At 67.8% G+C, this 25955-nt stretch carries 25 protein-coding genes and 1 pseudogene; 17 read left to right on the top strand and 9 right to left on the bottom strand.

Annotated elements, in window-relative coordinates:
* Positions 1-29 precede the first annotated feature (29 nt).
* The 4 genes from IHQ52_RS03600 to IHQ52_RS03585 all read left to right on the top strand — a co-directional run bounded on the left by IHQ52_RS03600 (position 30) and on the right by IHQ52_RS03585 (position 4923).
* Positions 30-1250 (top strand): PQQ-dependent sugar dehydrogenase, encoded by a 1221-nt coding sequence (locus IHQ52_RS03600; protein WP_006437729.1) that lies wholly within the window; start codon positions 30-32, stop codon positions 1248-1250.
* An 18-nt stretch (positions 1251-1268) separates the two neighbouring features.
* Positions 1269-2114, top strand: a complete 846-nt coding sequence (locus IHQ52_RS03595) for an alpha/beta fold hydrolase (protein WP_232513045.1) — start codon at positions 1269-1271, stop codon at positions 2112-2114.
* 253 nt (positions 2115-2367) lie between these two features.
* The gene (locus IHQ52_RS03590) at positions 2368-3465 is read left to right on the top strand and encodes a ferredoxin reductase (protein WP_024498974.1); all 1098 of its coding nucleotides are present in this window, start codon (positions 2368-2370) and stop codon (positions 3463-3465) included.
* A gap of 57 nt (positions 3466-3522) precedes the next feature.
* Positions 3523-4923, top strand: a complete 1401-nt coding sequence (locus tag IHQ52_RS03585) for a fatty acid desaturase family protein (RefSeq protein ID WP_024498975.1) — start codon at positions 3523-3525, stop codon at positions 4921-4923.
* A gap of 57 nt (positions 4924-4980) precedes the next feature.
* On the opposite strand, the gene IHQ52_RS03580 is transcribed toward IHQ52_RS03585, so the two are convergent.
* Together IHQ52_RS03580 and IHQ52_RS03575 are read right to left on the bottom strand one after the other, a co-directional pair.
* Positions 4981-5628 (bottom strand): hypothetical protein, encoded by a 648-nt coding sequence (locus tag IHQ52_RS03580; protein ID WP_006437725.1) that lies wholly within the window; start codon positions 5626-5628, stop codon positions 4981-4983.
* 129 nt (positions 5629-5757) lie between these two features.
* The gene (locus IHQ52_RS03575) at positions 5758-6450 is read right to left on the bottom strand and encodes a DUF6474 family protein (RefSeq protein WP_006437724.1); all 693 of its coding nucleotides are present in this window, start codon (positions 6448-6450) and stop codon (positions 5758-5760) included.
* A gap of 116 nt (positions 6451-6566) precedes the next feature.
* Between IHQ52_RS03575 and IHQ52_RS03570 the strand changes: the two genes are divergently transcribed.
* Positions 6567-8207 carry a TM0106 family RecB-like putative nuclease gene (locus IHQ52_RS03570; RefSeq protein WP_024498976.1) on the top strand — a complete coding sequence of 547 codons (1641 nt, stop codon included), beginning with the start codon at positions 6567-6569 and terminating at the stop codon, positions 8205-8207.
* Between the two features lie 27 nt (positions 8208-8234).
* Here IHQ52_RS03570 and IHQ52_RS23630 read toward each other — a convergent pair whose 3' ends face one another.
* On the bottom strand, positions 8235-9242 hold the full coding sequence (locus IHQ52_RS23630) for a RodZ family helix-turn-helix domain-containing protein (RefSeq protein ID WP_269147227.1): 1008 nt from the start codon (positions 9240-9242) through the stop codon (positions 8235-8237).
* Between the two features lie 295 nt (positions 9243-9537).
* Here IHQ52_RS23630 and IHQ52_RS03560 point away from each other — a divergent pair, with 295 nt between their 5' ends.
* The 4 genes and pseudogenes from IHQ52_RS03560 to IHQ52_RS03545 all read left to right on the top strand — a co-directional run bounded on the left by IHQ52_RS03560 (position 9538) and on the right by IHQ52_RS03545 (position 13131).
* Complete coding sequence (locus IHQ52_RS03560; RefSeq protein ID WP_006437721.1) at positions 9538-10113, top strand: helix-turn-helix transcriptional regulator; 576 nt, start codon at positions 9538-9540, stop codon at positions 10111-10113.
* Between the two features lie 178 nt (positions 10114-10291).
* Positions 10292-10804 carry a hypothetical protein gene (locus IHQ52_RS03555; protein WP_024498978.1) on the top strand — a complete coding sequence of 171 codons (513 nt, stop codon included), beginning with the start codon at positions 10292-10294 and terminating at the stop codon, positions 10802-10804.
* Positions 10805-10824: 20 nt separating this feature from the next.
* Positions 10825-11997: an MAB_1171c family putative transporter gene (locus IHQ52_RS03550; protein WP_006437719.1), complete on the top strand. Its 1173-nt coding sequence runs from the start codon at positions 10825-10827 to the stop codon at positions 11995-11997.
* 114 nt (positions 11998-12111) lie between these two features.
* Positions 12112-13131: pseudogene (locus IHQ52_RS03545) on the top strand (IS481 family transposase).
* Between the two features lie 15 nt (positions 13132-13146).
* Here IHQ52_RS03545 and IHQ52_RS03540 read toward each other — a convergent pair.
* The 3 genes from IHQ52_RS03540 to IHQ52_RS03530 form a co-directional block, all read right to left on the bottom strand.
* Complete coding sequence (locus IHQ52_RS03540) at positions 13147-13908, bottom strand: SDR family NAD(P)-dependent oxidoreductase (protein ID WP_006437718.1); 762 nt, start codon at positions 13906-13908, stop codon at positions 13147-13149.
* Between the two features lie 119 nt (positions 13909-14027).
* A complete protein-coding gene (locus IHQ52_RS03535; protein ID WP_024498839.1) occupies positions 14028-14756 on the bottom strand; it encodes a TMEM165/GDT1 family protein in 729 nt (242 codons plus the stop codon).
* 150 nt (positions 14757-14906) lie between these two features.
* Positions 14907-15428, bottom strand: a complete 522-nt coding sequence (locus tag IHQ52_RS03530) for a peptidase (protein ID WP_159406087.1) — start codon at positions 15426-15428, stop codon at positions 14907-14909.
* Between the two features lie 213 nt (positions 15429-15641).
* On the opposite strand from IHQ52_RS03530, the gene IHQ52_RS03525 reads away from it, so the two are divergent.
* On the top strand, positions 15642-17762 hold the full coding sequence (locus IHQ52_RS03525) for an ABC transporter ATP-binding protein (RefSeq protein ID WP_396349868.1): 2121 nt from the start codon (positions 15642-15644) through the stop codon (positions 17760-17762).
* The gene (locus IHQ52_RS03520; protein WP_159406089.1) at positions 17759-18511 is read left to right on the top strand and encodes an energy-coupling factor transporter transmembrane component T family protein; all 753 of its coding nucleotides are present in this window, start codon (positions 17759-17761) and stop codon (positions 18509-18511) included. The genes IHQ52_RS03525 and IHQ52_RS03520 overlap by 4 nt, the downstream gene beginning before the upstream one ends.
* 60 nt (positions 18512-18571) lie before the next feature.
* On the opposite strand, the gene IHQ52_RS03515 is transcribed toward IHQ52_RS03520, so the two are convergent.
* Together IHQ52_RS03515 and IHQ52_RS03510 are read right to left on the bottom strand one after the other, a co-directional pair.
* A complete protein-coding gene (locus IHQ52_RS03515) occupies positions 18572-19201 on the bottom strand; it encodes a superoxide dismutase (protein ID WP_006437713.1) in 630 nt (209 codons plus the stop codon).
* A 199-nt stretch (positions 19202-19400) separates the two neighbouring features.
* Positions 19401-19553 carry a hypothetical protein gene (locus IHQ52_RS03510; protein WP_191834649.1) on the bottom strand — a complete coding sequence of 51 codons (153 nt, stop codon included), beginning with the start codon at positions 19551-19553 and terminating at the stop codon, positions 19401-19403.
* A 175-nt stretch (positions 19554-19728) separates the two neighbouring features.
* Between IHQ52_RS03510 and msrA the strand changes: the two genes are divergently transcribed.
* Both msrA and IHQ52_RS03500 read left to right on the top strand, forming a co-directional pair.
* Complete coding sequence (gene msrA, locus IHQ52_RS03505; RefSeq protein WP_238064113.1) at positions 19729-20442, top strand: peptide-methionine (S)-S-oxide reductase MsrA; 714 nt, start codon at positions 19729-19731, stop codon at positions 20440-20442.
* Position 20443: 1 nt separating this feature from the next.
* On the top strand, positions 20444-21532 hold the full coding sequence (locus IHQ52_RS03500) for a winged helix DNA-binding domain-containing protein (protein WP_238064112.1): 1089 nt from the start codon (positions 20444-20446) through the stop codon (positions 21530-21532).
* A 51-nt stretch (positions 21533-21583) separates the two neighbouring features.
* Here IHQ52_RS03500 and IHQ52_RS03495 read toward each other — a convergent pair whose 3' ends face one another.
* Positions 21584-22339: a VOC family protein gene (locus IHQ52_RS03495; RefSeq protein WP_238064111.1), complete on the bottom strand. Its 756-nt coding sequence runs from the start codon at positions 22337-22339 to the stop codon at positions 21584-21586.
* A gap of 100 nt (positions 22340-22439) precedes the next feature.
* On the opposite strand from IHQ52_RS03495, the gene IHQ52_RS03490 reads away from it, so the two are divergent.
* The 4 genes from IHQ52_RS03490 to IHQ52_RS03475 all read left to right on the top strand — a co-directional run bounded on the left by IHQ52_RS03490 (position 22440) and on the right by IHQ52_RS03475 (position 25899).
* Positions 22440-23303, top strand: coding sequence for a S49 family peptidase (locus tag IHQ52_RS03490; protein WP_024498835.1), 864 nt, complete (start codon positions 22440-22442; stop codon positions 23301-23303).
* A 390-nt stretch (positions 23304-23693) separates the two neighbouring features.
* A complete protein-coding gene (locus IHQ52_RS03485) occupies positions 23694-24071 on the top strand; it encodes a rhodanese-like domain-containing protein (protein ID WP_238064110.1) in 378 nt (125 codons plus the stop codon).
* Positions 24072-24412: 341 nt separating this feature from the next.
* Positions 24413-25093, top strand: coding sequence for a DUF4328 domain-containing protein (locus IHQ52_RS03480; RefSeq protein ID WP_238064109.1), 681 nt, complete (start codon positions 24413-24415; stop codon positions 25091-25093).
* The gene (locus tag IHQ52_RS03475) at positions 25090-25899 is read left to right on the top strand and encodes a glycerophosphodiester phosphodiesterase (RefSeq protein ID WP_006437705.1); all 810 of its coding nucleotides are present in this window, start codon (positions 25090-25092) and stop codon (positions 25897-25899) included. The genes IHQ52_RS03480 and IHQ52_RS03475 overlap by 4 nt, the downstream gene beginning before the upstream one ends.
* Positions 25900-25955: the final 56 nt, after the last annotated feature.

Genomic DNA, 25955 nt, shown 5'->3' with positions numbered 1-25955 from the left:
GGCACCGGGTCGTGGTTACCGTGACTCCTATGACCCCGATACGTCGTGAACGCAGGACACTCATCCGAACATCGGCCCGCGGGCTCGTGGCGATCACCGCGTCGGCGGCCGCGGTCGCCGGGATGTTCGTCGCCGGCGCTGCGGCCCATGCCGCCGCGCCGCTGCAGGTCACGACTGTCGCCGGCGGACTGACCATACCGTGGGGTGCGGTCGTCGCGCCCGACGGAACGGTGCTCACCGGTGAACGCGCGGGACGATTCGTCGCGGTGCGCCCCGGCGGACAGCGGGTGAACGTCAACGCCGACCTGTCGAAGATCTTCGAGGTCAACGAGGCCGGCCTGATGGGACTCGCCCTCGATCCTCGCTTCTCCGACAACCGGCGCGTCTACTCCTGTCAGGCGGAGTACACGGTGCCGGGCGCGTTCGCCGTGCCCGAACCGCTTGCCGGTGCGCCCATTCCGGCGCCGCAGACGGGCCAGACCACGAGGGTGGTCTCCTGGCGCGTCAGCGCGGACTGGACGCGGATGCTTCGGGAACGGACCCTGCTCAGCGGTATCCCGGTCAACTCCTCGGGCAGTCGTGCCGGTTGTGGCCTGGCCGTGACCGCCGACAGTATCTGGGTCGGTACCGGTGACTCCGGTATCCCGTCGGTAGCGCAGGACCGGAAGTCGCTGGGCGGCAAGGTCTTGCACATCGGCCTCGACGGGAGGCCGGCGCCGGGGAATCCGGATCCGCGAAGCCCGGTGTACAGCCTCGGTCATCGGAACGTGCAGGGCGTCGCGGTCGCTCCGGGCAGCGGTCGGGTCTATGGGATCGAACAGGGCACGAGTCGGGACGACGAGCTGAACCTCATCGTCGCGGGAGGCAACTACGGTTACCGCCCGGACCGCACCCCCCTGATCTACGACGAGTCGGTGCCCATGACCGACGCCGTACGGGTCCCCGGCGCCATCGGTCCGGTGTGGAGTTCGGGCGCGCCGACGATCGCGACCCCGGGCCTCGCGTTCCTGCCGGACAGCGGTTGGGGACCCTACAGCGGCGGGCTGGTGGTGACCGCACTGAAGGGGCAGCGGCTGGTCTTCCTCAAGCTCTCCGAGGACGGACGCCGCGTGGTCTCGAAGACCGAGGCGCTGGAGAATGCCCACGGCCGGTTGCGCGGTGCGGCCGTGGCGCCCGATGGTTCGCTGGTCTTGACCACGAGCGACGGGGACGGGTCGGATCGGATCCTGCGGGTGCGCTGGGCGGGCTGACACGTGCGAACGACGCGGTTGACGACCTTCCAGCGCGGTCCGTACACCTTCGACGTGATCGACGCCGGTCCGCTCGAGGGGGAGCCGATCGTCTTGCTGCACGGCTTCCCGCAGCGTGCCGGTTCGTGGGATCTCGTCGCTCCGCTCCTGCACGGCAGAGGTTTTCGCACTATCGCCCCGGATCAGCGCGGCTACTCGCCGGGGGCTCGACCCACCAGGCGGCGCGACTACATGCAGGCCGAGCTGGTGGCAGACATCGTGGCCATGCTCGACGCCGCGGATGTCGGTGACGCGCACATCGTCGGACATGACTGGGGCGCGGCGGTGGCGTGGACACTCGCGGCTCATCACCCCGATCGAGTGCGAACGCTGACCGCGCTGTCGGTTCCGCATCCGGGGGCGTTCATGCAGGCGATGCCGCGCGGTCAGATTCTTCGTTCCTGGTACATGCTGGTGTTCCAGATCCCGGCCCTGCCCGAGAAGGTACTCGGCCGGCTGATGACCTCGCGGCCGGATTTCGGAGTGCAGATGGGGCTTCCGGAACCATTCGCCTCGCGGGTCGCCGCCGAGATCGCGGAGTACGGCGCGCTGCCCGGAGCGTTGGGTTGGTATCGGGCGATGTTACTGCCGGACAAGCGGTCGGCACCCGCGCGGGTGAAGGTGCCCACGACATACGTCTGGGGCGACCGCGACCCGGCTCTGGGCGGGGCCGGCGCCCGGCTCTGCTCGGGGTGGGTCGATGCGCCGTACGACTTTCTGGTCCTTCCCGGCGCCGACCATTGGCTGCCGGAATCCAGGCCCGACCAGGTCGCGGCGGCGATCATGTCCCGGGCGAACACTGCCGCCGTGCGCGACGGGGTATAACCCTCCGTCACTGTTCGCATCCGGAATGTTGCCCAAGTGAACAACCGACATCGCAGCGACCTGCACCTTTGGTGACCGACAATCCAGCACAGACCGGATCCGAGCGACCCGCCCCTTCGGTGATGCCCGACGCCGTATGGTCGGAGCAGACAGCTCGAACGGTGACTCTGCAGCAGCGCGTAGGCACAAGAGACGACCGACGACCCCTTGTGAGGTCTCGTGACACTGATCGATTCCCGACCCACCCCATCCCATGGCTGAACGCGGCGCGACTCCCCGGGTGTCGCCGTGGCGACGAGGGTTTCTCGGCGCAATCCGGCACCTGTTCAATCCCCTGCACCCCGACGACTACCTGGAGCTGATCAACCCGCTCTGGACCACTCGGGAACTCCGCGGCCGGGTCGTCGAGGTACGACCCGAAGGTGCGGACGCGGCCACGGTGTGGATCAAACCGGGCTATGAGTGGCCGGGGCATCAACCGGGACAGTATGTGCGTCTCGGGGTGGTCATCGACGGGGTGTTCCATTGGCGCGCTTACTCGTTGACCTCCGACCCGCATCCGCGCGACGGCCTGATCAGCGTGACGCCGAAGCTGGTCGAGGAGGGAAAGGTCTCGCCCTACCTCGTCCATGGCATCCGGCCGGGTGAGATCGTCCGGCTCGGCGAGATCGAAGGCGTGTTCACACTGCCCGATCCGCTGCCGGAGAAGATGTTGTTCATCAGCGCCGGCAGCGGCATCACCCCGATCATGAGCATGCTGCGCGACCTCGATCATCGCGATCGGGTCGACGACGTGGTGGCCATCCACTCGGCGCACAGTGACGACCAGGTGATGTTCCGGGCCGATCTCGAGTCGATGGACGAACGGCACGACGGGTTCGACCTGACGTTGCGCATCACCGGTCGGGACGGGCGGATCAAAGCCACCGACCTCGACGAACTCTGCCCGGACTGGCGCGAGCGAGAGGCGATGTGTTCGGGTCCGCGAGAGTTGCTCGACAGTCTCGTCGAACACTGGGAAGCCGAAGGCGTCGGGGACCGAATCCACCTCGAACGTTTCCAGCCGATCATCGGTGGGAATGCAGGTGAGGGTGAGGGCGGCACCGTCCGGTTCACCCGCAGTGACACCGAGGTCACCTGTGAGCCGGGTATGCCGATCCTCGTCGCGGGGGAGGAGAACGGTCTGGAGCTGAAGTTCGGCTGCCGGATCGGTATCTGCCACACCTGCACCGGGGTTCTCAAACAGGGGAACATCCGCGATCTGCGCACCGGCGAGGTGAGCTCGCCGGAAGGGCAGAGCATCCGCATCTGTGTGAACACCGCCGAGGGAGACGTCGACGTCGAACTCTGACCAAGGTCAGACCCCAGACGCCAGACCTCTGACCTCTGACCGGGAGGACCGAAGTACATGACAACCACCGATTCCGGACAGCGCGTGACCAGCCCGTTGGCGCACCTCGATCAAGAAACCATCGATCGACTGGCCGAGGAGTTCGACGCCATCCACGACGAGGTCTACAGCGACCTCGGGGACCGCGATCGTCGCTACATCAAGACCGTCATCGCCACCCAGCGGCAACTCGCCGCCCTCGGGCGCATCGTGTTGCTCAACTCGCGCTCGCGGGGCGCCTGGGTCGCGGGTACCGCATGCCTCGGTATGGCCAAGATCCTCGAGAACATGGAGATCGGCCACAACGTGATGCACGGGCAGTGGGATTGGATGAACGACCCCTACATCCACTCGTCGGTGTGGGACTGGGACACCGCGTCCACTGCCGAGGCATGGAAGCACTCCCACAACTACATCCACCACACCTTCACCAACATCCGTGGCAAGGACAAGGATCTCGGCTACGAGATCATGAGGATCGATCCGAACCAGAAGTGGCATCCGGTCTATCTGCTGCAGCCGTTCTACAACGTCCTGCTCACGGCGTTCTTCGAGTGGGGCGTCGCACTGCACGATCTCGATCTCGAGGCGATCCGGCGTGGTGAGAAGCCGATGTCCGAACTGGCCGAGGATCTCAAGGGCATCGCGGGCAAGATGCGCCGCCAGATCGTGAAGGACTACCTCGGCTGGCCGGCGATCAGCGCGGGCGCATTCCTGCTAAGCCAGGCAGCGACGGGCGGCGCCATCCGGCAGCCGTCGACCTCGCGGATCGGCAAAGTGATCCGACGACGAGGTGGCCGGCGGGCGCGTGCGGCCGCGAAATTCGCCGACCAGGTGATCCCGGGTGCGGAGAGCACATTCCTGCGCACCCTGGCCGCGAACTTCACCGCGAACATCATCCGGAACGTGTGGGCGCACGCGATCATCTTCTGCGGCCACTTCCCGGACCAGACGTACACATTCAGCCAGGAAGAGGTCGAGAACGAGACGCGGGGCGGCTGGTATGTCCGGCAGCTCGTCGGTGCGGCCAACATCGACGGCAGCCCCCTGTTCCACATCATCAGCGGCAACCTCGGCTACCAGGTGGAGCACCACCTGTACCCGGACATGCCGAGTACCCGGTACTCGGAGGTCGCCCCCAAGGTGAAGGGCATCTGCGAGCGCTACGGATTGCCTTACAACACAGGACCGTTCGGTCAACAGTGGGGCCAGGTGCACCGGACGATCGCGCGTCTGGCACTTCCCGGTGGCAAACCGCGCCCGAAGCCGGGTCCGTACCACCGGCCGCCGCACTCGAAGGGTGGAGAGCCCGCCGTCAGCGAAGCCGCGCGCTTCCGAGGCCGGCTGCCCGCCGACCATCCCAACGCCGGACCCGAGCACGAGTCGGGTGGCGTGGAAGTCTCGCCGCCGCCGCGGTAGCGGCTTGACTCTGCCGCCGCGGTAGCGGCTTTGACTGTGCCGCCGCCGCGGGGGCGATCAGCGCAGGACGCGGCGCAGGATGACGAACACCAGCATCGCCACGACCGCCGCCAGTCCCGCGTAGGCGGGGGTGAGGTTGGTCGTCGGCGGTTCGGTGGGCGCGCCGGACCGCAACTGCGCGAAAGTGGCCCGGGCAGCATCGGATTCGGCGACGACATCGACCGGCGGGTGCGCCGGGACGGACGTCGGAGGCGGTGTGGAGGTGACCGGCGGAGCAGGAGGCGCGGTCGGGGCGGCGGCAGGCACATCGGCGACGGGGGGTGCCGACCTCGGTGGTGCCTTCTTGGCCGGCGCCTTCTTCGCAGGTGCCTTCTTGGCCGGCGCCTTCTTCGCAGGTGACTTCTTGGCGGGACCGGCACCCGAGGCCTTCTTGGCCGCCGGGGTCTTCTTCGCGGGGGCCTTCTTGGCGGCCTTCTTCGATGGCAGTCTGTCGCCACCGGACTCGGCTGCGGCTCGCTCCGGCGCCGCCTTCTTGGCCGGCGTCTTCTTGGGTGCGGGCTTCTTCGGGGGCGCCTTCTCGGCCGGGGCCGGTGACGATTCGGCAGCCCCGGAGTCGGCCTCCGGGGGAGTCATGGGAAACAGGGTCGGCTCGTCGTTGTTCGCGTCGCCGTCGGACGGCGTGACGTTCGGCTCCTGCTCGGTCATACGGCGCTCCCTTGCGTGTGTCCTCCGAGCGTACGCACAAGGAAGATCCCCCACGCGACGCGTGGAACCCATCCTAGTGGGTGCGCACCCGCCTCCGGCGAGGGTCGAAGGCCACCGCCTCGGCCTGCGTCAGGAACGAACGCCCAACCGCGCGAGGATGTCGGCGTCAATGGCAACCAGTTCGCCGTCGATGGACTGGTGGGCCGTCCGGCGCTGTGCGGCGGACATGGTCTCGGCGGTGGCGACCGCGATGTCGAGGTTGTCGAGGCGCTGGGTCATCGCGGCGACGAAGTCCTTGGCATCGGCGCTGGTGTCCTGCGCGACGACCTTCTCCAGCGCGGTCCGTGTCGTCGCGATCCGCGCGGACAGCGCCGCGCCGTGGCCGCTGAACTGACGCAACACTTCTGGCGAAACGCCTGCGCGGCCGGCCTGCAGCGCCGAGATCTGCGCACGACCGGCGACCGCGGCGCGGTAGGCGATGGGGACCGCGATGGGGGCCACGAGGCGCGCGACCGTGAGGTAGCGCTTGACGCTGGCCGGGCTGAGGATCTTGGCGTCCGCGGCCGCCTTGGCCTCGGCACTCACCTTCTTGGTCTCGGCCTTGACCACCTTCTCCTGAGCCTTCGCCAACTGCCGGGCGGTCTTGCGTTCGGCCTTGAGGTCCTTCTGGAGGTACTTGTGCTCGGTCTTGCGACGAGCTTTCTGTTCCTTCCGCCGGTGCTTGGCGTCGAACTTCGCCTCGATCTTGGCTTTTGCCTTGAGAGCCTTGGCCTCTGCGCGGCGTTGAGCCCGCGACCTACCGTCGGAGGAGAACAAACCCATCGAATGACCTTTCGCTGCTGCCGAGTGGACCGCTGCGGGCGTGGTAACAAGTACAAGCATGACACGTGGTCCGGTGGGGCCACGCGTCCGACCGCTCGAGCCGAGAAAGGGATGGCGTGGCCTCTGTGGTGTTGTCGCCGCGCGATCTCGCGGGTTGCGAGCACCGGGTCGCCCTCGACTTCGGTCACGAGGGGCGTCCCGGCTCCGAACCCGACCCGCCCGGCGTGCAGCGACGCAAGGAGGCCGCGGCCGATCATCGGGCCGCGGTTCGCGAACTCCTCCGCGGCATCCACAGTGATCAGCCCGGCGCGTTCGTGGTGATCGACGCGGAGTCCAGGGCGGCGGAGCGGGTCGCGGCCACCCTGAAGGCGTGCGACGCGAACGTCGCGTGGATCTGGAATGCGGCGCTGCCCACCGACATCGAACACGGGCGGCGCGGTCATGCCGAACTCCTGGTGAGAGTGGGCGACGGCTATGTCCCCGTCATCGTCGTCAACCACCGGATCACCCAGCCCGTGAAGTCCGCCCCCGACCCGGGCCGTCCGCCGTCGCTGGTCACCAGCCCGTTGTGGGGGTGGGCGCCCACGCCCGACCCGTACCGCACCGCACGGCCCAACCGTCGCGACAACCTGCGCCTCGCCCAGCTGACCGCGATGCTGGTCGAGATCGGTCGCGCCCCGTCGTCGCAGACCGGCGACCTGCGCGGTGGCGTGATCGGCGTCGACGCCGACTGCATCGTCGTGCACGACACCGGTGGCATGCTCGACGATTACACCGAGGTCCTGGACCGGCGTCGGGCCGTCGCCGCGCAGCAGGTGCCGACCGAACCACGACGCGTCGCCGAGTGCCGCTCGTGCCCCTGGTGGGTGAAGTGCGGTCCGGAACTCGAGGCCCGCCGCGACGTCTCGCTCGTCGCCACGGGTAATCAGGGGACCGCACTCGTCGAGGCGGGCATCACCACGATCGACCAGCTCGCCGCACAGCGCGGGGCCCCGCCGGAGAACTGGCCGGGCAGTGCGCGTTTCGACGATGCGGTGATCGGTGCGATCGCCTGGCTGACCGGAACCGAACTCGTCCGGCGCCGCGACACCCCGCGGGTGCATCGCGCCGACATCGAGGTCGACGTCGATATCGAGAGCTTCGGCGAACACGGCGCCTACCTGTGGGGCACGCTGCGTACCGACACCACGGCGCCCGACGAACCGGTGGTCTACCGGCCGTTCGTCACCTGGGACCCGCTGCCCACGCGCGACGAGGCGAGGTCGTTCGCGGAGTTCTGGGCGTGGCTGACCGCCGAACGGATGGCCGCCCGCGAGACCGGGAAGACGTTCGCGGCGTACTGCTACTCACAGCAGGCCGAGAATCGCTGGCTGCTGGGTTCGGCCGACCGATTCGCCGGCGAACCCGGCATCCCGACCCGGCGGGAGGTGGAGGCGTTCATCGCATCCGAGGAGTGGGTCGACATCTACGAGGCGGTCGGCGACAACTTCATCTGTCCCCGCGGAAAAGGGTTGAAGCGCGTCGCTCCCGTTGCCGGATTCGCCTGGCGCGACGACGACGCCAGCGGTGAGGCGTCGATGGAGTGGTATCGCGCCGCGGTCGCGCTCGGCGGCGGACGTCCCGACGTCGGTCAGCGGCAGCGGCTGCTCGAGTACAACGAGGACGACGTCCGGGCCACGAAGGTGCTCCGCGAGTGGATCTCCGGACGTGCCGTCGACGAGATCCCGCACGAGCGGGACCTGCTCGCCCGGTACTGAGATCTCGGAACCGAGGACCGGGCGGCGTCAGGAGCGCAGTGACCGCAGCGAGTCCAGGAACGATCCGCTGCCGAACAGCGCGACCGCCCCGAGCAGCAACAATCCACCGGGGGCGACACCGATCAGGAACTTCTTCACGCCGGTCAGGACGGTGTCGGGCGATGCGCCGGGCAGGGCCTGAGGACCGGACGGACCCTGCGGGCTCGCCATGAGGACGGTTGACTCGTCGGCGGCAGAAGCGTCGGAAGCGCCGGATTCGGCGCGGGACTCCGCTGCGGACCCGCCGGTTGCGGGCGCACCAGGCGCCGGGGGAGGTCCCGGAACCGAGGCGGCAGGTGCGGTCGGCGCGGGTGATCCGCTGGGCGCGGGAACGGTCGGGACCTGAGCGGGGGCGGGAAGGTTCCCCTCGCCGGAGCGCGGAGGGTTCGACACGACCGGCGGCAGGGTCGGGGCCGGCACGTTCGGCCGACCGGTCACCGGCGGAAACGGTACCCAGACCCCGGTTGTGGAGGTCTCGGTCTCCGCGCTGGTCGTCGACGAGGTCTCGGTTGAGGTGCTCGGGTCGGTTGAGGTGCTCGGGCTGGTGGAGGTGCTCGGGTCGGTTGAGGTGTTCGGGCTGGTGGAGGTGCCGGTTCCCGAAGGGGTCGGTCCGTGCCCGTGGTGGCCGTGCCCATGCCCGTCACCGTGATGCCAGGAACCTCCGGGTCCCCGATTGCCGGACGGCGACGAGTCGGCGTCACCATCCGCTGCGTCATCAACCGCGTCGGCGGTGTTGTCGGTGTCATCGGTGGTGTCGGTGCCGAAGCCGCCCGCGCCGGTACTCCCGGATCCGACCGAGTCCTGGCCCGCCGAGTCCTGGCCCGCCGAGTCCGATCCCGCCGAGTCCGATTCGGTGCCTCCCGACCCGACCGGGCTGGTCGACGCGACGCCGGGCGCAAGCGCGACGAGCGCGATCACCGCGATGGCGGCGAGCAGGGATGCGAGGGAGCGGCGCCGTCGGCGGTCGCGCCGGGGCGTCGGCAGGCGATGGGTCATCGTGGTCCCCCGGGCGTACAGTCGGTGGAGAAGTTCGCGGGTGTGACAGCCGGCGTCAATGGGTCATGTGGACCGCAGCGAGGACAAACATTCATCTGCCGTGAGCGTGTCGGCAACGTGTGACCCCCAAGAATGTGAAGAACGACACACTAACGTTCGTTACATCATCACCACAGGTGATACGCATCGTCGGCGGCGTTCCGGTACCTTCTGACCGTACCGGTCATTGCGATGGCCGTGTACAGCGGGCTTTAATGTTTGCAAATTCAAGTTTTGCGTCTCGGAGAAGATGGTCATGACTGCAGGAGGGGCGGAGAAGCCTATGGGCGACACCGGACGCACCGACTCCGATCGTTCGAGAACGAAGGAATCGGATGCACTCGATCCGGGGCTGTTCGCCCGGCGACTCGAGGAGCTGTTTCGGACCGTTCCCGGTCCGAACGGGAGGGCATACAGTGCCAAGGCGATCGCGGCGAGGTCGACGGAGCGGGGATTCCGTCTCGGCGAGTCGTATCTGAGTCAGCTGCGATCGGGGAAAGCGAAGTCCCCGTCGTTCCGAACCGTCGAGGGAATCGCGGCCGCATTCGGTGTCGACGTGCATTACTTCCTCGAGGATCGGGCCGCGCAGCGCACTCGCGACGAGATCGATCTCATGCGGCTGCAGGCGGACACCAACGTTCAGTTGGCGGCATTCCGTCTGGCGGGGCTCTCGAGCGATTCGGTCACCGTGGTGAACGAACTGATCAAGGTCCTGCGCGAGCAGCAGGGTCTGCCGAAGGATCCGCCGGACGTCATCGCGGCAGGGCTCAGCGACGAGAAGCCGTCGGCCGACTCGCGTCTGCGGGTGGTGGGAGACTCGGGCGAGGACTGAGCGTCTGGAGGATCCGCATATCCGGGTTCTCACCGATCACGAGTGTCACTGACGATCACGGGCCGTGGGGTGTCGGCCTGGAGAGTTCGGACGCCGTGTGAACTGGGAAAACGAAGAGGCCCTTGGTTTCGTGGACACGAATCGCCTCGTTGTGCGAGCTCATGGTTCGATTGACGGCATGCGTCGATCAGAACGCGCATTGCGGGCGCTGTGTCGCACCTCGTTGAAGGGGCTCGATCTCGATCTCCCTCTCGACGTCACACAGCTGTGTGATCGGTACGGCGAGCGTCGGGGACGTCCGATTCGCCTGATCGCCCACCCTCTGCCGACCGGAGTTCCCAACGGCATCTGGCTGGCCGCGGCCGACGCGGACTACTTCTTCCATCAGGCGAACACGTCCAGACTCCACCGGGACCAGATCGTCATCCACGAGTTCGGTCATCTCATCGCCGGCCATCAGATCCTCGGCGAGGTGTCGGCCGAAGGTCTGGCAGCGCTCACCCGCGACGAGTCCGCCGCAGCGCTCCGTCGTACCTGCTACTCGGACGATCGCGAGTGGGAAGCGGAGATGCTCGCGTCGATGATCCTGGCGTGGGCAGAGGAAGCCGGCACCGGCGTCGGCAGCACGGCGGCACACGATGAACTACGCGGACTTCAGCGACTCCTGGGCGGTCACCGCGGGTGGTTGTGATCAGTGCGGGTGAAAGCGCAGTGACGTTCACTGCCTTCTCCCAGAACATCGACGTCGGCGTCGGGGTGGTCAACGCGATCGCCGCGACCGTTTTCGCCTTCGCCTTCTGCTGGCGCCTGGATCAGATCCGGCGTGCCGGCTGGGGGCTCCAGCCGCTCGCGATGATGGTGGCGGTCGCCTCGCTGACGCTGGCGTTCGTCGTCGTCGACGAGTCGGTGTCGGTCGCTCTCGACGACAACGGCTTCCCGGGTCTGTCGCGGGTGGCGTTCTACGCACTTCTGGCGATCGGGGTGGCGGCACTCGTCGTCGTGTTCTTCTTCCCGGATCGCGTGAGCCGCGAGCGCCGCGCCGGGTGGGAGGCCCTGCCCCTCGTCGCTTCACTCGTCGGGCTACAGGTCACGATGCTGGTCATCCCGGTCGAGATCCGTACCGCGACCATCAGTGAGTGGACGGTGCAGAACTGGGGTTTCGCCCTCTTCATACTGATCGCCAGCGTATATCTCACCTACGGATTCGCCGCGTGCGTCAACAGCGTCCGCAAGTTCTACGCCACGGCCGACGGCTATCTGCGTGTCTCACTGGGTCTGCTGATCGGCGGGCTGGGACTCCTGGCGCTCAGCGCCGTGGGACAGATCGTGTTCGTCATCGTGTCGGCGACCGACGTGGTGCGCTCACCGTGGCTGGTGACGACCAACCGTGTCGTCGCGATCCTGGGAATCGTCGTCTTCCTCGCCGGGATCAGCTACCCCATGGTCTACGCGCGGGTGCAGACCTTCCTCGCGAACCGGCGTCGCCGACGACTCGACATCGAACTCCTGCCCCTGTGGCGCCTGGTCACCGACGCGGTACCCGAAGTCGTCCTTCCTGATCCCGGCACGCTGTCGCCGACGACGCGACTGCACCGGCGGGTCGTCGAGACCCGAGACGCGCTGACCCAGATCAGCCCGCACCTGTCGGTGGCGTTCGACTACGCGGAGGTCGGGGTCCAGGCCAGGATGCTGCGCGCGGCCGTCGACGGGATGACGTCGTCCGCGGCCGCAGAAAAAACCAGCGGCGCGGTCCGCGACCTCGTCCCCGCCGACGGCGAGGGTCTGGAAGCGGATGCCGCACCGCTGATCAGGTTGTCCACTGCGCTTGGGCTCCCGGAGGCCACCCACGTTCCCGCAGGTGGTCACCCGGAGCCGGCCGCCTAGGTGTACTGACCCGGGACGTTAGGTACGGGGTTCGGCGAGTCGGCGTGACATAGGGAAGACCTCCGAGTGAGGTGTGGAGCTGTCTAAGAACCGCTCCTCAACCCGGAGGTCTTCATGTCTCACCGTAATTCACCGTTGTCCCCGACTGGCCGGCTGCGTCTGGCTCGGTGTGTTGTCGAGGATGGGTGGCCGCTGCGGCGTGCCGCGGACCGTTTCAATGTCTCGGTGACCACGGCCAAACGGTGGGCCGACCGCTACCGCGACCACGGGCCCGCAGGGATGGTTGACCGCTCAAGCCGGCCCCGCTCATGCCCGCATCGCACCACCCGTCGCCGGGAACGCCGGGTGGTGGGGTTACGCGTGTCGCGCCGTTGGGGACCAGCTCGGATCGGGTTCCACCTGGGGTTGAACGTGTCCACAGTCCACCGCATCCTCACCCGGTACCAGTGTGTGCGGTTGTCGTGGACCGACCCGGCCACCGGAGCACCGGTGCGTGCACGACGACGTGAGGTTCGCCGGTATGAACGCGAAGCTGCCGGGGACTTGATCCACGTCGACATCAAGAAGCTGGGCAGGATCCCCGACGGTGGTGGGCACCGCGTGCACGGCCGCGCCCGAGGCGGCCGCAATTCCAGTGCCCATCGCGATCCGTCCCGGCCCCGCACCGTGCAGGGCCGCCCCAACCTGGGATACGCCTACCTGCACCACGCCGTCGATGATCACTCCTGATACGCCTATTCGGAGATCCTCGCTGATGAGAAGAAGGAAACCGCGACCGCGTTCATGACCCGTGCCTTGGCCCACTTTGCCTCGATCGGCGTCACGACCACACGGGTGATGACCGACAACGGGTCCTGTTACCGGTCCAGAATGTTCCGGAAACGATTGGCCGACAACGGGATCACACACAAATGGACACGACCGTACCGGCCGCAAACCAACGGCAAGGTGGAACGATTCAACCGCACACTGCAAGAGGAATGGGCCTACGCCCGCCCCTACAACAGCGAGACCGAACGCGTGGCCGCCTTCGACGAGTTCCTGCGCATCTACAATCCCGAACGCGGCCACACCGCACTCAGAGGCGACTCACCCGCCGACCGCGTACCCAACCTGGCGGGTCAGTACACCTAGTGCAACGCCTCCGGACTAGCGCGGAGCCATCCGGATCGCGCCGTCCATCCGGATGGTCTCGCCGTTGAGGTAGTTGTGCTCGACGATGAACTCGGCGAGCTGTGCGTACTCGTCGGGCTCGCCGAGACGCTGTGGGAACGGGATCGCCTCGGCCAGGGTCTTCTGGAACTCGGGGGTGACGCCGGCGAGCATCGGGGTGCTGATGGTGCCGGGGGCGATGGTGCAGACGCGCACGCCGATGCGGGCGAGGTCGCGTGCAGCCGAGATGGTCATCGCGTGGACGCCACCCTTCGACGCGGCGTAGGCGATCTGACCGATCTGGCCCTCGAAGGCGGCCACCGATGCGGTGTTGATGATGACGCCGCGCTGGCCGTCACCGTCGATCGTGGATTCCTCCGACATGCGGTTGGCGGCCAGCCGCATGACGTTGAAGGTGCCGACCAGGTTGATGTCGATGACCTTGCGGAACAGGCCGAGGTCGTGCGGGCCGTCCTTGCCGAGGATGCGTGCGGCCCAGCCGACGCCTGCGCAGTTGACGGCGACGCGCAGCGGTGCGCCCGACTCGGCGATGGTGTCGATCGCGCCCTGGACCTGTGCTTCGTCGGTGACGTCGGCGGGGATCAGGGTGACGCCGTCGGTGGGGGCCGCCTTGTCGATCGAGTCCTGCAGGTCGAGGCCGAAGACCTGAGCGCCTGCGGCGGCGAAGCGACGGGCGGTGGCTGCGCCGAGGCCCGATGCCCCGCCGGTGACCAGAACGGAAGCGCCTGAAACGTCCATGGGTTGATAGTCCTTTCGCGGTACCGATTGCCGCCGGACCCGTGTCCCGGTGAAGTGGACGACGTGCACCGGCGCAGGGTGCACGTTCACGATAGTCAGAGGTTGTGGAGCCCCCGCGCTCAGCCCTCGTGACGACCGAGCGAACGCTCGGGAGTGGCTGGTTCGGCGTTCTCGTCGTCGGCGCCGCGGAGCCGCCGGTCGCGCTGGATGAGGAACGCGCCCACACCGGTGATGACGACCGCGGCGGTGATCGTCGCAGCGATCATCGGGGTCGACGCACCTACGAGGCCGGACGCGGTGAGCCACACCGCGAAACCGAAGAACAGCACGGCCGCACCGATCGCGATGACGCGTTCGGGGAGGTGCTTGCCGAGAAGTACGCCCACGCCGATCGCCAGGGCATCCGCGGCGACCATGCCGACCGTCGAACCGATCCACACGCCGAGCCAATCGTGGTCGGTGGCGATCGTGATGGTGGCCAGCATCGTCTTGTCGCCGAGTTCGGCGAGGAAGAAGGCCGACATCACGGCGAGGAACACCGACGCACCGACCCGGCTCGCACGGTTCCGCTCCTCGTCGTCGAGGCGGTCGCCGTAGATGGTCCACAGTCCGAAGGCGAGCATGGCGAGGCCGGCCAGGACCGACATCAGATCGGTGGGCAGAGACATTCCGAGGAAATGACCGAAGAACACCGAGACGGCATGGACCGCGGTGGTGGCGACGGTGATGGCGAGGATGACGACCCACCAGCGGTAACGCAGGGCGTAGGTCATGGCCATCAGCTGTGATTTGTCGCCCAGTTCGGCGACGAAGATCACGCCGAAACTCAGGAGCAGGGCAGCAATCACGAACGCCAGGTTAGTGAGACCTAACTGGCGAATGCAACTCCTCAGTAACCCGTATCTGTGCAGGTCGGGGGCACAAAAAGAATTGTTCGGCGACCCGGAAACCGGCGTGCGGGAGCCCTGTCGGAGAACCTTCGGGGTGCCTCGGGGTGCCTAAGCTGCGAGAAGCATGGCGAGCACGGCGGTGTCGGGATCTGCATTGGGGTCGATACCGACCTCGTTGCGGAGATTCACGACCGTCCCGTCGGCCTCCGCCTCCGCCCACCCGGCTCGATGCTCGAGTCCGAGTTCGGGGAGTCCGGGCAGCAGGACGCAGCCGGACGCGACCTCCGAGCATTCCGGAAGTGACGGACGTGTCTGCGACGGCGGGTGCAGCATCACCAGGGCCGGGGGATTGTTCAGGAACCTGCCCGCTTCGACGAAGCTGTCGTCGATGACGTTCCCGATCGCGACCATCATCCCGACCGTGTTCTCGCCGCCCTGGGCCGGGCGCTGCTCGACGACGCCGAAGATCGTCGTCGTCGGGAGGAAACCCGGCCGGCAAGCGATCCGTACCGAGCCGACGAGGGTCTGCGTCCATTCCAGGGTGGATTCCGGCCAGCGACCGGAGATGAGGATGCCGTTCAGCTTGCCTTCGTGCTGGAACGGGGTGAGTCCGATCGGAATCGGCTGCATCGCGTCCTCCCTCCGATTCGGGTGGGGGACCTGGTCATCGGGACCCAGGTCCGTCGAAGACCACCGGTGTGAAAAGAATCCACCGCGGGCGCGAAACGGACAACCCGAACCACCGTCTTGTGACGGTTCGTTTACATGTGATCGACCGACGGCCGGGCGCCGTCGCCGATGGCCGAGCCCGGGGCAGGGGTGGACACCAGGCACACTGGACCGGTGAAGAACTCGCCTGCGCTGCGGCCCATGGAGTTCGCGTCCGTCGCGATCTTCGGTGGCCTGACCGTTGCCGCGGTGGTCATCGCCTCGGTCATCCCGCTGGCGCAGGCGGCCGGTCTGCTCGCCCCGGTTCCTCTTGCCCTCATCGCAGCCCGCACCCGGCCGCGGGCACTTCTCACCGCCACGGTGGCGACGACGGCGGTCGCCTTCGCCATGGCGGGCACGGGTGCGATGGCCACCGTCCTCGGTTCGGCACTGGTCGGCGGGATCGTCGGGGACATCAAACGCCGTGGTCGTGGGGTCGGAGCTCTCGGACTGGCCACCCTCGTGGCCTCGCCGATCCTCGGCGGTGTCTCCGTACTGGTGCTCCTCGTACTGGTGCCCCTGCGCGAACTGACCATCGAGGCGATGACTAACTCCATCCACGGCGTCGCCAAATGGCTGCACGGGTGGGGACCCACCGACGGCGTGGGCGACGCCCTCGATGCGATGAGCCGCAGCATCGCCAGGCATTGGTGGGCGTGGATCTGGGTCTCCGGGACAGTGGGTACCGCGATCTCACTCCTCGCGGCCTGGTGGATCCTCGGCGGGGTGATCGCCCGGCTGCGCGACGTGCCCAGCGAGGACACGCTCACCTCCGACGGTCCGGGATCCACGGCGACCGACGTCGCGCCGCTCCCGGTCACTGCCGAAGGCGTCGGTTTCGCGTACAGCCCGGAGGCGAGGCCGGTCCTCCACGACATCGACCTGCGCATCGACCCCGGCGAGTTCGTCGCCGTCGTCGGCGCCAACGGCTCGGGCAAGTCGACGCTGGCGAAGATCCTGGCCGGTCGCGCCCCGACCAGCGGCGTCGTCCACCGTCCGGGCCTGGCCGGGCTCGGCGTCCACGGCGGCACCGCGCTCGTCCTGCAGCGGCCGGAGATCCAGATGCTCGGGTCACGAGTTGCCGACGACGTGGTGTGGGGTCTGCCGCCGGACGCCGACGTGGACGTCGAAGCGCTCCTCGCCGAGGTCGGGCTGAGTGGTCTCGGCGACCGCGAGACCACCGATCTGTCCGGCGGGCAGCAGCAGCGCCTCGCCATCGCCGCGGCCCTCGCCCGGGATCCGCAACTGCTCATCGCCGACGAGGTCACCTCGATGGTCGACCCGGAGGGGCGCGGGCAACTCCTCCACCTGCTTGCGTCGTTGCCTGCCCGACGCGGGATCGCGGTCGTGCTGATCACCCACCGCGGCAGCGAGGCCGCGGCCGCCGACCGTGTCATCCACCTCGAGGCCGGTCGCGTGGTTCCTCATCCGCCGCACTGGATGCCGGACCCGCACGCCGACCTCGACCATCCCTCACCGACCGAGTCCGCGACATCTCTCGCGGCGCCCGGACCACACATCGGTGGGCCGCTGCTGGTGCTCGATCACGTGGGCTACGCGCACCTGCCCGGATCGCCCTGGGAGGTCGTCGCCCTCACCGACATCACCTTGACCGTGTACCGCGGCGAGGGGTTGCTCATCGTCGGCGGCAACGGCTCGGGAAAGACGACCCTCGCCTGGATCATGACGGGACTCCTGTCACCGCGAACCGGCACCTGCCACCTGCTCGGCACAGCCGGAAAGTTCACTCCGGCAGCGGGTTTCGACGCCGGCGAGCCCGTCAGTGAGCATGTCGGCGCGATCGGGCTCGGCTTCCAGCACGCGCGCCTGCAGCTACAGAAGGTCACGGTCGCCGACGAGATCATGGCGGCCGGTGGCGAGAAGGTCGGCACCGCAGAGGTCGCCCGTGTCCTCGAACTCGTCGGGTTGCCACGGCAGATGGCGGCCACCAAGGTCGATTCCCTGTCGGGCGGCCAGATGCGTCGCGTCGTGCTGGCCGGGCTCATCGCGCGCCACCCCGACATGCTCGTGCTCGACGAGCCCCTCGCCGGTCTCGATCCGTTGGCCCGTGAAGAGATCGTCGCCCTCCTCGCCCGTCTGCGCGCCGAGGGCATGACGATCGTGATCATCTCGCACGACTTCGAATCACTGGACTCGGTGTGCACCCGCCGGGTTCGGCTCGTCGACGGACGGTTGCTGCCCGACACCCATCAGAACGCGGATCAGCCGTCCGGCTGGGACGGAGGTGCCCAATGACGATGCGCACGGTCCCGTTGCGGCAGGTCCCCGGCGATTCCTTCGTCCACAGACTGTGGGCGGGAACCAAGCTGGTGATCGTGCTGATCCTCGGCGTCATGACCTGGGTGCTGCCGTCGTGGCCGGCACTGGGGATGGTGGCCGCGATCGTCGTCCTCACCGCTCTGGTCGCCGGGATCCCGTTGGGTGCCATCCCGCGTCCGCCCTGGTGGTTCTGGGGCCTGATCGGTATCGGCGTCGCGTTCAACGTCTCCTTCGCCGGCCTGCACGGGGCGCTGATCTTCCTGCGTGCCGTCACCCTCGCGCTCGTCCTCGTCGCGAGTTCGATCCTCGTCATCTGGACCACCCCGATGGCCGACGTCGCGCCCGCGCTCGCGCGGCTGATGGGCCCACTGCGTCGCCTCCGGCTACCGGTTGACGAATGGGCGGTCGCGATCGCGTTGTGTCTCAGGGGTCTTCCGCTGTTGATCGAGGAGTTGCGCATGTTGCGCGCGGCTCACAAGCTGCGCCCGACGGCGAAGGGGCGCAGCGACCACCCGTCGGCGGAGATGGGGATCATAGATCTCATCACCGCGGCCATGTCGTCGGCGCTCCGCCGCAGCGCGGAGATGGCCGAGGCGATCACCGCGCGCGGTGGCACCGGCCGGCTCACGGCTCATCCGGCGCGGCCGGGACGCGCAGATCTGTTGGCGCTCATCGTGATCGCCGCCGCCTGCGGCGTGGCCGTCGCGGTGACGCTGATTCTCTGAACGCGAACGGCGCCGGCCACCCGAAGGTGACCGGCGCCGTTGATGTCTGGCGAACCAGTATCAGGCAGGAACGACGAGTCCGCTGCCCTGGGTCTTCGCGCGACCGTAACGCTCACCGGCGTCGGCCCAGTTGACCACGTTCCACCAAGCCTTGACGTAGTCCGGCTTGACGTTCTGGTAGTCGAGGTAGAAGGCGTGCTCCCACATGTCGAGCATGACGACCGGGATGATCGCGGCGGGGATGTTGCCGCTCTGATCGGTCAGCTGCAGGATGACCAGCTTGCCGCCGATGGTGTCGTAGCCCAGGATCGCCCAGCCCGAACCCTGCAGAGTGGTGGCGGCGGCGGTGAAGTGGGCCTTGAACTTGTCGAAGCCACCGAACTGCTCGGTGATCGCCGCGGCGAGGTCACCCTCGGGCTCGCCACCGCCGTTGGGCGACAGGTTCTTCCAGAAGATCGAGTGGTTGGTGTGGCCGCCCAGGTGGAAGGACAGCGTGGCCGAGAGCCCGTAGACCTTGCCGGCGATGCTGTCGTCCTCGCGGGCCGCGGCCAGCTTCTCCAGGGTGTCGTTGGCGCCCTTGACGTAGGTCGCGTGGTGCTTGCTGTGGTGGAGCTCCATGATCCTGCCGGAGATGTGCGGCTCCAGTGCCGCGTAGTCGTAATCCAGATCCGGCAAGGTGTATTCAGCCACGATGTTCCTCTCTGAGGTGCTTTCGTTTCCCTGTTTCACACGTGGGTGCGCCGACCGGGTCGGCGCCACGCGGATGCTTCCACCCTTCCGCACACCATGGGTGATTGCAACAAAGAGGCCACAAGAAATATCAAGTGCGGTTGAAGGTCAACCGTGCTGCGGCGGCACCGTTGTGCGCGGGCGAGATGTCCGAATCCGCTCAGATCAGCATGAGTGCGACGAAGACGGCGAGCAGGGCGACGATGCTCAACCCGATCGCCCGGCAGCGTCTCGCCACGTCGTAATTGACGCGCGGGGCGCCGCGGGGAGTCCGGCCTGCGCTCCGGAAGTCTCCGGTCGCGTGCGTCGCCATTGTCGCCCCTCGTCAGCGGATCGGCTTCACCATCGGCGTCTCGGAGGTCCGGCGGACCGTCGACCGATAGTGACGGGTATCACAAATCAGGATGTGATCGCCATCATAGTCAGACTGGGACGGTTGACTCAACTCGGAGAACTCGGACAGGGTCGGCGGCGCGTAGACTTGCCGCATGTCTTGGCTTGACCAGCTCTTTGCTGCCAGTTCGCACAAGCAGGAACTCATCGCGGCCGATTCCGCACTACCTGGGCGCGACACCGAGATCACTGTTCCCGGCGACCATCTGGTCCTGCACACCCCGATGCGCGGACGACCGGAGGCCGACGGCTCGTACGCCAATGGCGGCATCGGTGCCTTCGACGGCCGGCTGTCCGCGGTGATCCTGGCGGGCGGCTGTTTCTGGGGGATCGAGGAGATCTTCTGGCAGGTCCCGGGTGTGTACACCACCGCGGTCGGCTACGCCGGCGGCCACACCCCGAACCCGACGTACGAGGAGACCTGCACCGCGCGGACCGGCCACACCGAGTCGGCACTCGTCGTCTTCGATCCGGCGGTCATCGACCTCGAGGGCATCCTCAAGATCTTCTGGGAGTCCCACGATCCCACCCAGGAGATGCGCCAGGGCAACGACATCGGCACCCAGTACCGGTCGGAGGTGTACACCCTTTCCGACGAGGACGCCGCGATCGTCGCGCAGTCCGCGGCCAAGTTCCAGTCCGCGCTCGACGCGGCCGGAGAGGGACGGATCGCGACCGAGATCAAGCCGCTCCAGGCTGCCGGCGACGGGCGTTTCTACTACGCGGAGGACTACCACCAGCAGTATCTGGCCAAGAACCCGCACGGGTATCGCTGCCATGCGGCGACCGGAATCAGCTACCCCGCTTGAGGTGACCGGCGAGACGATCACCCTGAGGCAGTGGAACCGAACCCTGCTGTCCCGCCAGCACCTGCTCGACCGCGTCGACGAGGACGCCATCGAGGTGCTGGACCGGTGCGTGGGGATGCAGTCCCAGGACCCGCGCGCCGCCTTCTTCGGATTGTGGTCGCGCGTCGAGGGATTCGACTCGTCCGAACTCGACGAGCTCCTCACGGCGCGGGAGGTCGTGCGAATCGCGTTGCTGCGGTCCACGGTGTTCCTCATCGATGCCGAGGACGCCCGGTGGATCCGGCCCCTCGCCGAACCGATTCTGCGGCGCGAACTCACCGAGGCGCACATGCCGCGACTCGTGGATGCGGATCCGTCGCAGGTTCTCGCCGACGCCGCCCGGCTTCTCACCGGCGGTGAACTCAGTGGTGCCGACCTGGGAAAGCAGCTGGCCGTTCGGCATCCGGCGGAGAACCCGTCCACACTCACCGGGATCGCCCGGTGCGGGCTGCCTCTGGTCCAGGTGCCGCCGCGTGGTCTCTGGCGGGGACGCGCGGCACCGACCTACCGGTTGTTCGACGAATGGGTCGGCCCGGGCGAGCCGGCGGTCGAGGGTGACGACGCGCGCGCGGACCTGATCCGCCTGTACCTCCGCGGCTTCGGTCCCGCCACCGTCAAGGCCATCCAGACGTGGTCCGGGCTCACCGGGCTGCGGCCGCTCGTCGAAAAGCTCGAAGCCGACTGGGAACTCGTCCGACTGGCCGGCCCGCACGGCGAGGTCCTCTACGACCTCGACGGACTCGGTTTCGCCGATCCGGACACACCCGCGCCGGCCCGCCTCGTGGCGCCCTTCGATCACGTCATCGGGGTCTCGGCCGACCGCGTCCGCGTCGCCGACCCGGAGTTGTTCCGCCGGACCGTGACACCCAACGGCCGCTCACCCGGTTTCGTCTTCGCCGACGGATTCCTCGCCGGCACATGGCATCTCGACGGTGAAGGCGGGGTGCGCGTCGAGATGCTGCGTGAGGTCACCAAGGCCGAGAAGCGTGAGATCAATGCCGAGGTCGAGAGGTTGCGCGAGTTCCTCGCCGCTGAACCTGCCTCTCCGTGAGTCCTTTCGATACGCCCCTCCGCAAGCTCCGGGGCTACTCAAGGAGCGGGGTCAGGCCCCGGTACGTGGATTGCGTGAGGTGATGCAGTACGGGCGCCCCATCGGGTCGACCATCGTCGTCCACTTCGGATACTGGCCGACCGCGCGGGCGCCCCATCCCTCGTGACGCGCCACCTCGTCGGGTACCGAATTCGTCGCGAGGTCGAGGTGCCCGGTCGCGGGTGTCGAGTCGTCGGTCGTCCCGGACTCCCTGCGCTGCAACAGGATTCCGATCGTGATCGACGGATCTCGACGCAGCGCGATGAGTTCGGGTCGGGTGCCGGGCGGATTGAGCGGCCAACCGGTCAGATTCGTCCAGAACTCGACCTCTGCGTCGAAGTCAGGGGCCGGGATGTCGATGCACAACTGGTCGATGATGCTGATGGCATCGCCGGGCCACCGGATCGGTCGCGACCGGGTGGTCTCGCCCTCCCACGGCACCAGGCAGAACACGAAGCCCGCCGGTGAACGGAGGACCAGGTGGGTGTCGGCATCGTGGATCAGGGTCGCCCCGAGGCCGGCGGCCTCCTCGGCTGCCGCGTGCGGATCGTCGGTGTGGATGTCGAGGTGGACCCCGCCCGGGCCCTCGTCGACCCGCTGCACGCGCAGGTGCGGATCGCCGTGGAACGGTTCGAGGGAGGCGAACTCTCGGTGTTCGCCGCGCGGCGGCGACACCGTGCTGCCCGAGATCGCGCGCCAGAACGTCACCTCGCCGCCGAACTCGTCGGCGGGGAAATCGAGGAATGCGCTGAGCCACTTGACCTGCACGCGGGAGAGTCTACGGTGCGAGTGCCGCTTGCACCCCGGAGACAACGCGGGCGTGCCCGCCGGAAACCTGCTGTGGTGATCCGCCACTAGACTCGGTCAGATGACTGCAGGACCGCTGGCGGCGGTGGGCAAGAAGTTCGCGAGATCGCGTGCCGAGCACGTCGCGGTGGTTCGACTCGACGGTCCGATCGGCGGCGCCGGCATGGGCAGGCACGGTCTGACGACCGACACGGTCGAACCGGTACTCAAGCGGGCGTTCGACACCGATCGGCTCAAGGCCGTGGTGGTCGTGATCAATTCGCCCGGAGGTTCGCCCGCCCAGTCGGAGTACATCGCCGAGCGCATCCGACAGCTGTCCGCGGAGAAGGGCGTGCCGGTCCTGGCGTTCTGTGAGGACGTCGCGGCGTCCGGTGGCTACTGGATGGCCTGTGCGGCGGACGAGATCTACGCCGCGCACACCTCGATCGTCGGTTCCATCGGGGTGGTGTCCTCGGGTTTCGGCTTCTCGGCACTGCTCGACCGGTTCGGCGTGCAGCGTCGTCTCTACACGACGGGGGAGAACAAGGCCCGGCTCGACACTTTCTCGCCGGAGGTGCCCGAGGACGTCGAATGGCTCAAGGGTCTCCAAGGGCAGCTGCACGAGGCTTTCATCGCGTGGGTGCGTCAGCGTCGTGGCAAGAAGCTGACAGCATCCGACGAGGAGCTGTTCAACGGCGATGTGTGGGTCGGGCACCGCGCCGCCGAACTCGGTCTGGTCGACGGCATCGGCGTGATGCGTTCGGTGGTGGCCGAGCGCTACCCCGACGCCGAGATCACGGTCATCGAGGCGCCCAAGCCTCTGCTGGCACGTCTGGTCGGCGACCAGATGTCGGTGTCGGGTCTCGCCGAGAGCGTCACGACGGGTGTACTCGCCGCCTTCGACCGCGCCCCGACGGTGCGGACGGCGTTTGTACACCGTGACTGAGGGGTAATACCAGACCCAGTTCGGGGGTTTTCCCCAAGGGTTTGTCCCCACGTTATCCACAGGTGTGTGCATGGAAAGAAAATGCACCACCCGTCGACCCCTGCAGTTTGGTGAATTTCCTGCGCGCACATTGGGTCGAACTAGTGACACCAGTCACATCGGCAGGCCGGTTGGCCAGGGTTTTTCCACAGTTTCCACAGTCTCATCCCCAGGTTGACGGTGAGATGGGGACACCGGACAGGTGTCCGGTCAGTGCATGTGGATAAAACTATGATGATCAGCATAGGACGCATTTAGGCAATCTGCGTGATGATGAATGCGATGTTCATCGGGCCGCCGGAAACGTCCGTCAAGATGACCTGACACGCCTTGTGCCATGACTGTGCCACCATGGAAATCGTGACCATGGGCGACATCACGCAGGTGCCGGTGACCGATTTGCCGGACGACTTCACCGGGACGGCCGAGGCGGTGATCCTCGACGTCCGTGAACCCGACGAATGGGCGAACGGGCACATCCGCGGCGCCGTCCACATCCCGATGGCCGAGATCCCCGGCCGGCTCGGCGAGATCGACCCGGATGCGGACCTCTATGTGGTGTGTCATTCGAGCGGCCGGTCGATGCGGGTTCTGCAGTACCTCGCACAGGTGGGATACGACGGCATCTGCGTCCGCGGCGGGATGCTCGCCTGGCAGGAGCACGGCAAGCCCGTCGAATTCGGCGGCGGGAACGGCCAGGGCAACGGTGGGGGCGACGCCGTCCGATGATCGACCTCTGTCCGAGGTGCCGCATCCAGGCGCCGCACCGTCCCGGGCGGGAGCACTGTCCTCGCTGTGGTGGCCCGCTGAGCGTCGTCGACGATGTCGCGCATGCGATGGCGGCGACGGCACATCCGGCGGCGCCCGCGCCGACACGTCCCGCGGCACCCGCCCCGACACGCCGCGCTCCCGTGCCGACCGGCCGTTTCTACCGGGGTCGCAACGTCCGGTGGGTCGCTCGGCGTCCTCCCGAGGCCATTCCCATCCGTCGCGGGCCGTCGGGTTCGCGCGGCCCGCGGCTCATCCCGCGGTACGTGTACATCCCTACATGGGGTTTGCGCGACGAACCGGTGAAGCCGGACCCGACCCACGACCGGATCGAGACCTCGCGGGCACGCCTGCTGTTCGTGCTCGTCGTGGCGGGGACCGCACTCGCGGCCTCCGCGGTCATCCATCTGGTGCGCTACCTCCTACTGGCCGTCAACCGCACCCAGCCGCTGCCCGACCCGCTGATCGTGGTCTCCGACTGGCTGATCATCTTCGGAGGTGTCGCCGCCTTCCTCGCCTACGTCTGGGCGACCCTCGCGTTCATGCGCTGGGTGATGGACCTGCGGGCCGGTGCCTATGAGGACGCCCGCCTGCTCGACCCGAGACGGCCGGTGTGGGTCGGGGTGCTGGTGGGAGTGCCGCTGGTCAACCTGATCGGCGCGCCATTGGTGCTGGGCGAGATCGCGGCCCTGCGTGTGGCCCATGACCCGTCCCTCGACGCGGAACGCGTCGGACGCCGGTTCCGCCGGCTGTGGGTCGCGTGGGTGATCGTCAACGTCACCGCGGTACTGGCACTGATCGCACGTGCCGTCGCGTGGGGTTCGGACTCGGTGCAGACCGGGGCCAACGCACTGGCCATGGTGATCATCAGCGCTGCCGTCTCGGCGGCCTTCGCCTTCTGGCTGACGCGCCGCGTGCCGGTGCTGTTCGACGCCGTCACGGCGGTTCCGGTCCCGAAGAGAAGATGGGTGGCGGTCGGATGAACGCAGGTGTGAACGTGGGTGCGGTCGAGAAGGTGTCGCGTTCGGGAAAGCCGGCGGTGGTCGCACATCGCGGTGCCTCCGGGGACCGTCCGGAACACACGCTGGCCGCGTACGAACTCGCCCTCGCGCAGGGCGCGGACGGACTCGAGTGCGACGTCCGGCTGACCGCCGACCACGAGCTCGTCTGCGTGCACGACCGTACCGTCGACCGCACGTCGAACGGGTCCGGCATCGTCAGCGAGATGACCCTGGACCAGCTCCGCGAACTCGACTTCGGCAGTTGGCATTCCGCCGGCGACCCCGCATCGATCCTGACTCTGCGTGAGCTGCTCACGCTCACCCTGGACTGGCGGCGGCCGGTCCGGTTGTTCATCGAGACCAAACATCCCGTGCGATTCGGCAGCCTCGTCGAGCAGAAGCTCCTCGAGATCCTGCACGAGTTCGGGGTCGCGACGCCGCCGTCGGCCGATCACAGTCGCGCGGTGGTCATCTCGTTCTCCTCCGCCGGGGTCTGGCGTATCCGCCGCCATGCCCCGATGCTCCCGACCATCCTGCTGGGCGACACCGCCCGGGTGCTCGGCGGAAGCGCGGCGACCGCCGTCGGGGCGACGGGGATCGGGCCGTCGGTGATGACGTTGAGGCAGTACCCGGACCTCGTCGACCGGGCCGCCGCGGCCGGGCGCGTGACCTACTGCTGGACCGTCGACGAACTTGTTGACGTCCAGCTCTGCGCCGACCTGGGCGTGCGCTGGCTGGCCACGAACCATCCGGCCCGGGTGCGCGATTGGCTGGTGACCGTCGACTGACCGGTCTTCTCGCTGCCCCGGTCATCTGGTGCTGAGGCCTGCTCATGAGAGAGTGG

The sequence above is a fragment of the Gordonia amicalis genome, from assembly GCF_022059885.1.
GTDB classification, from domain to species: domain Bacteria; phylum Actinomycetota; class Actinomycetes; order Mycobacteriales; family Mycobacteriaceae; genus Gordonia; species Gordonia amicalis.
The sequence above is the reverse complement of the archived record's forward strand: the minus strand, read 5'-3'. Positions and strand labels throughout refer to the sequence as shown.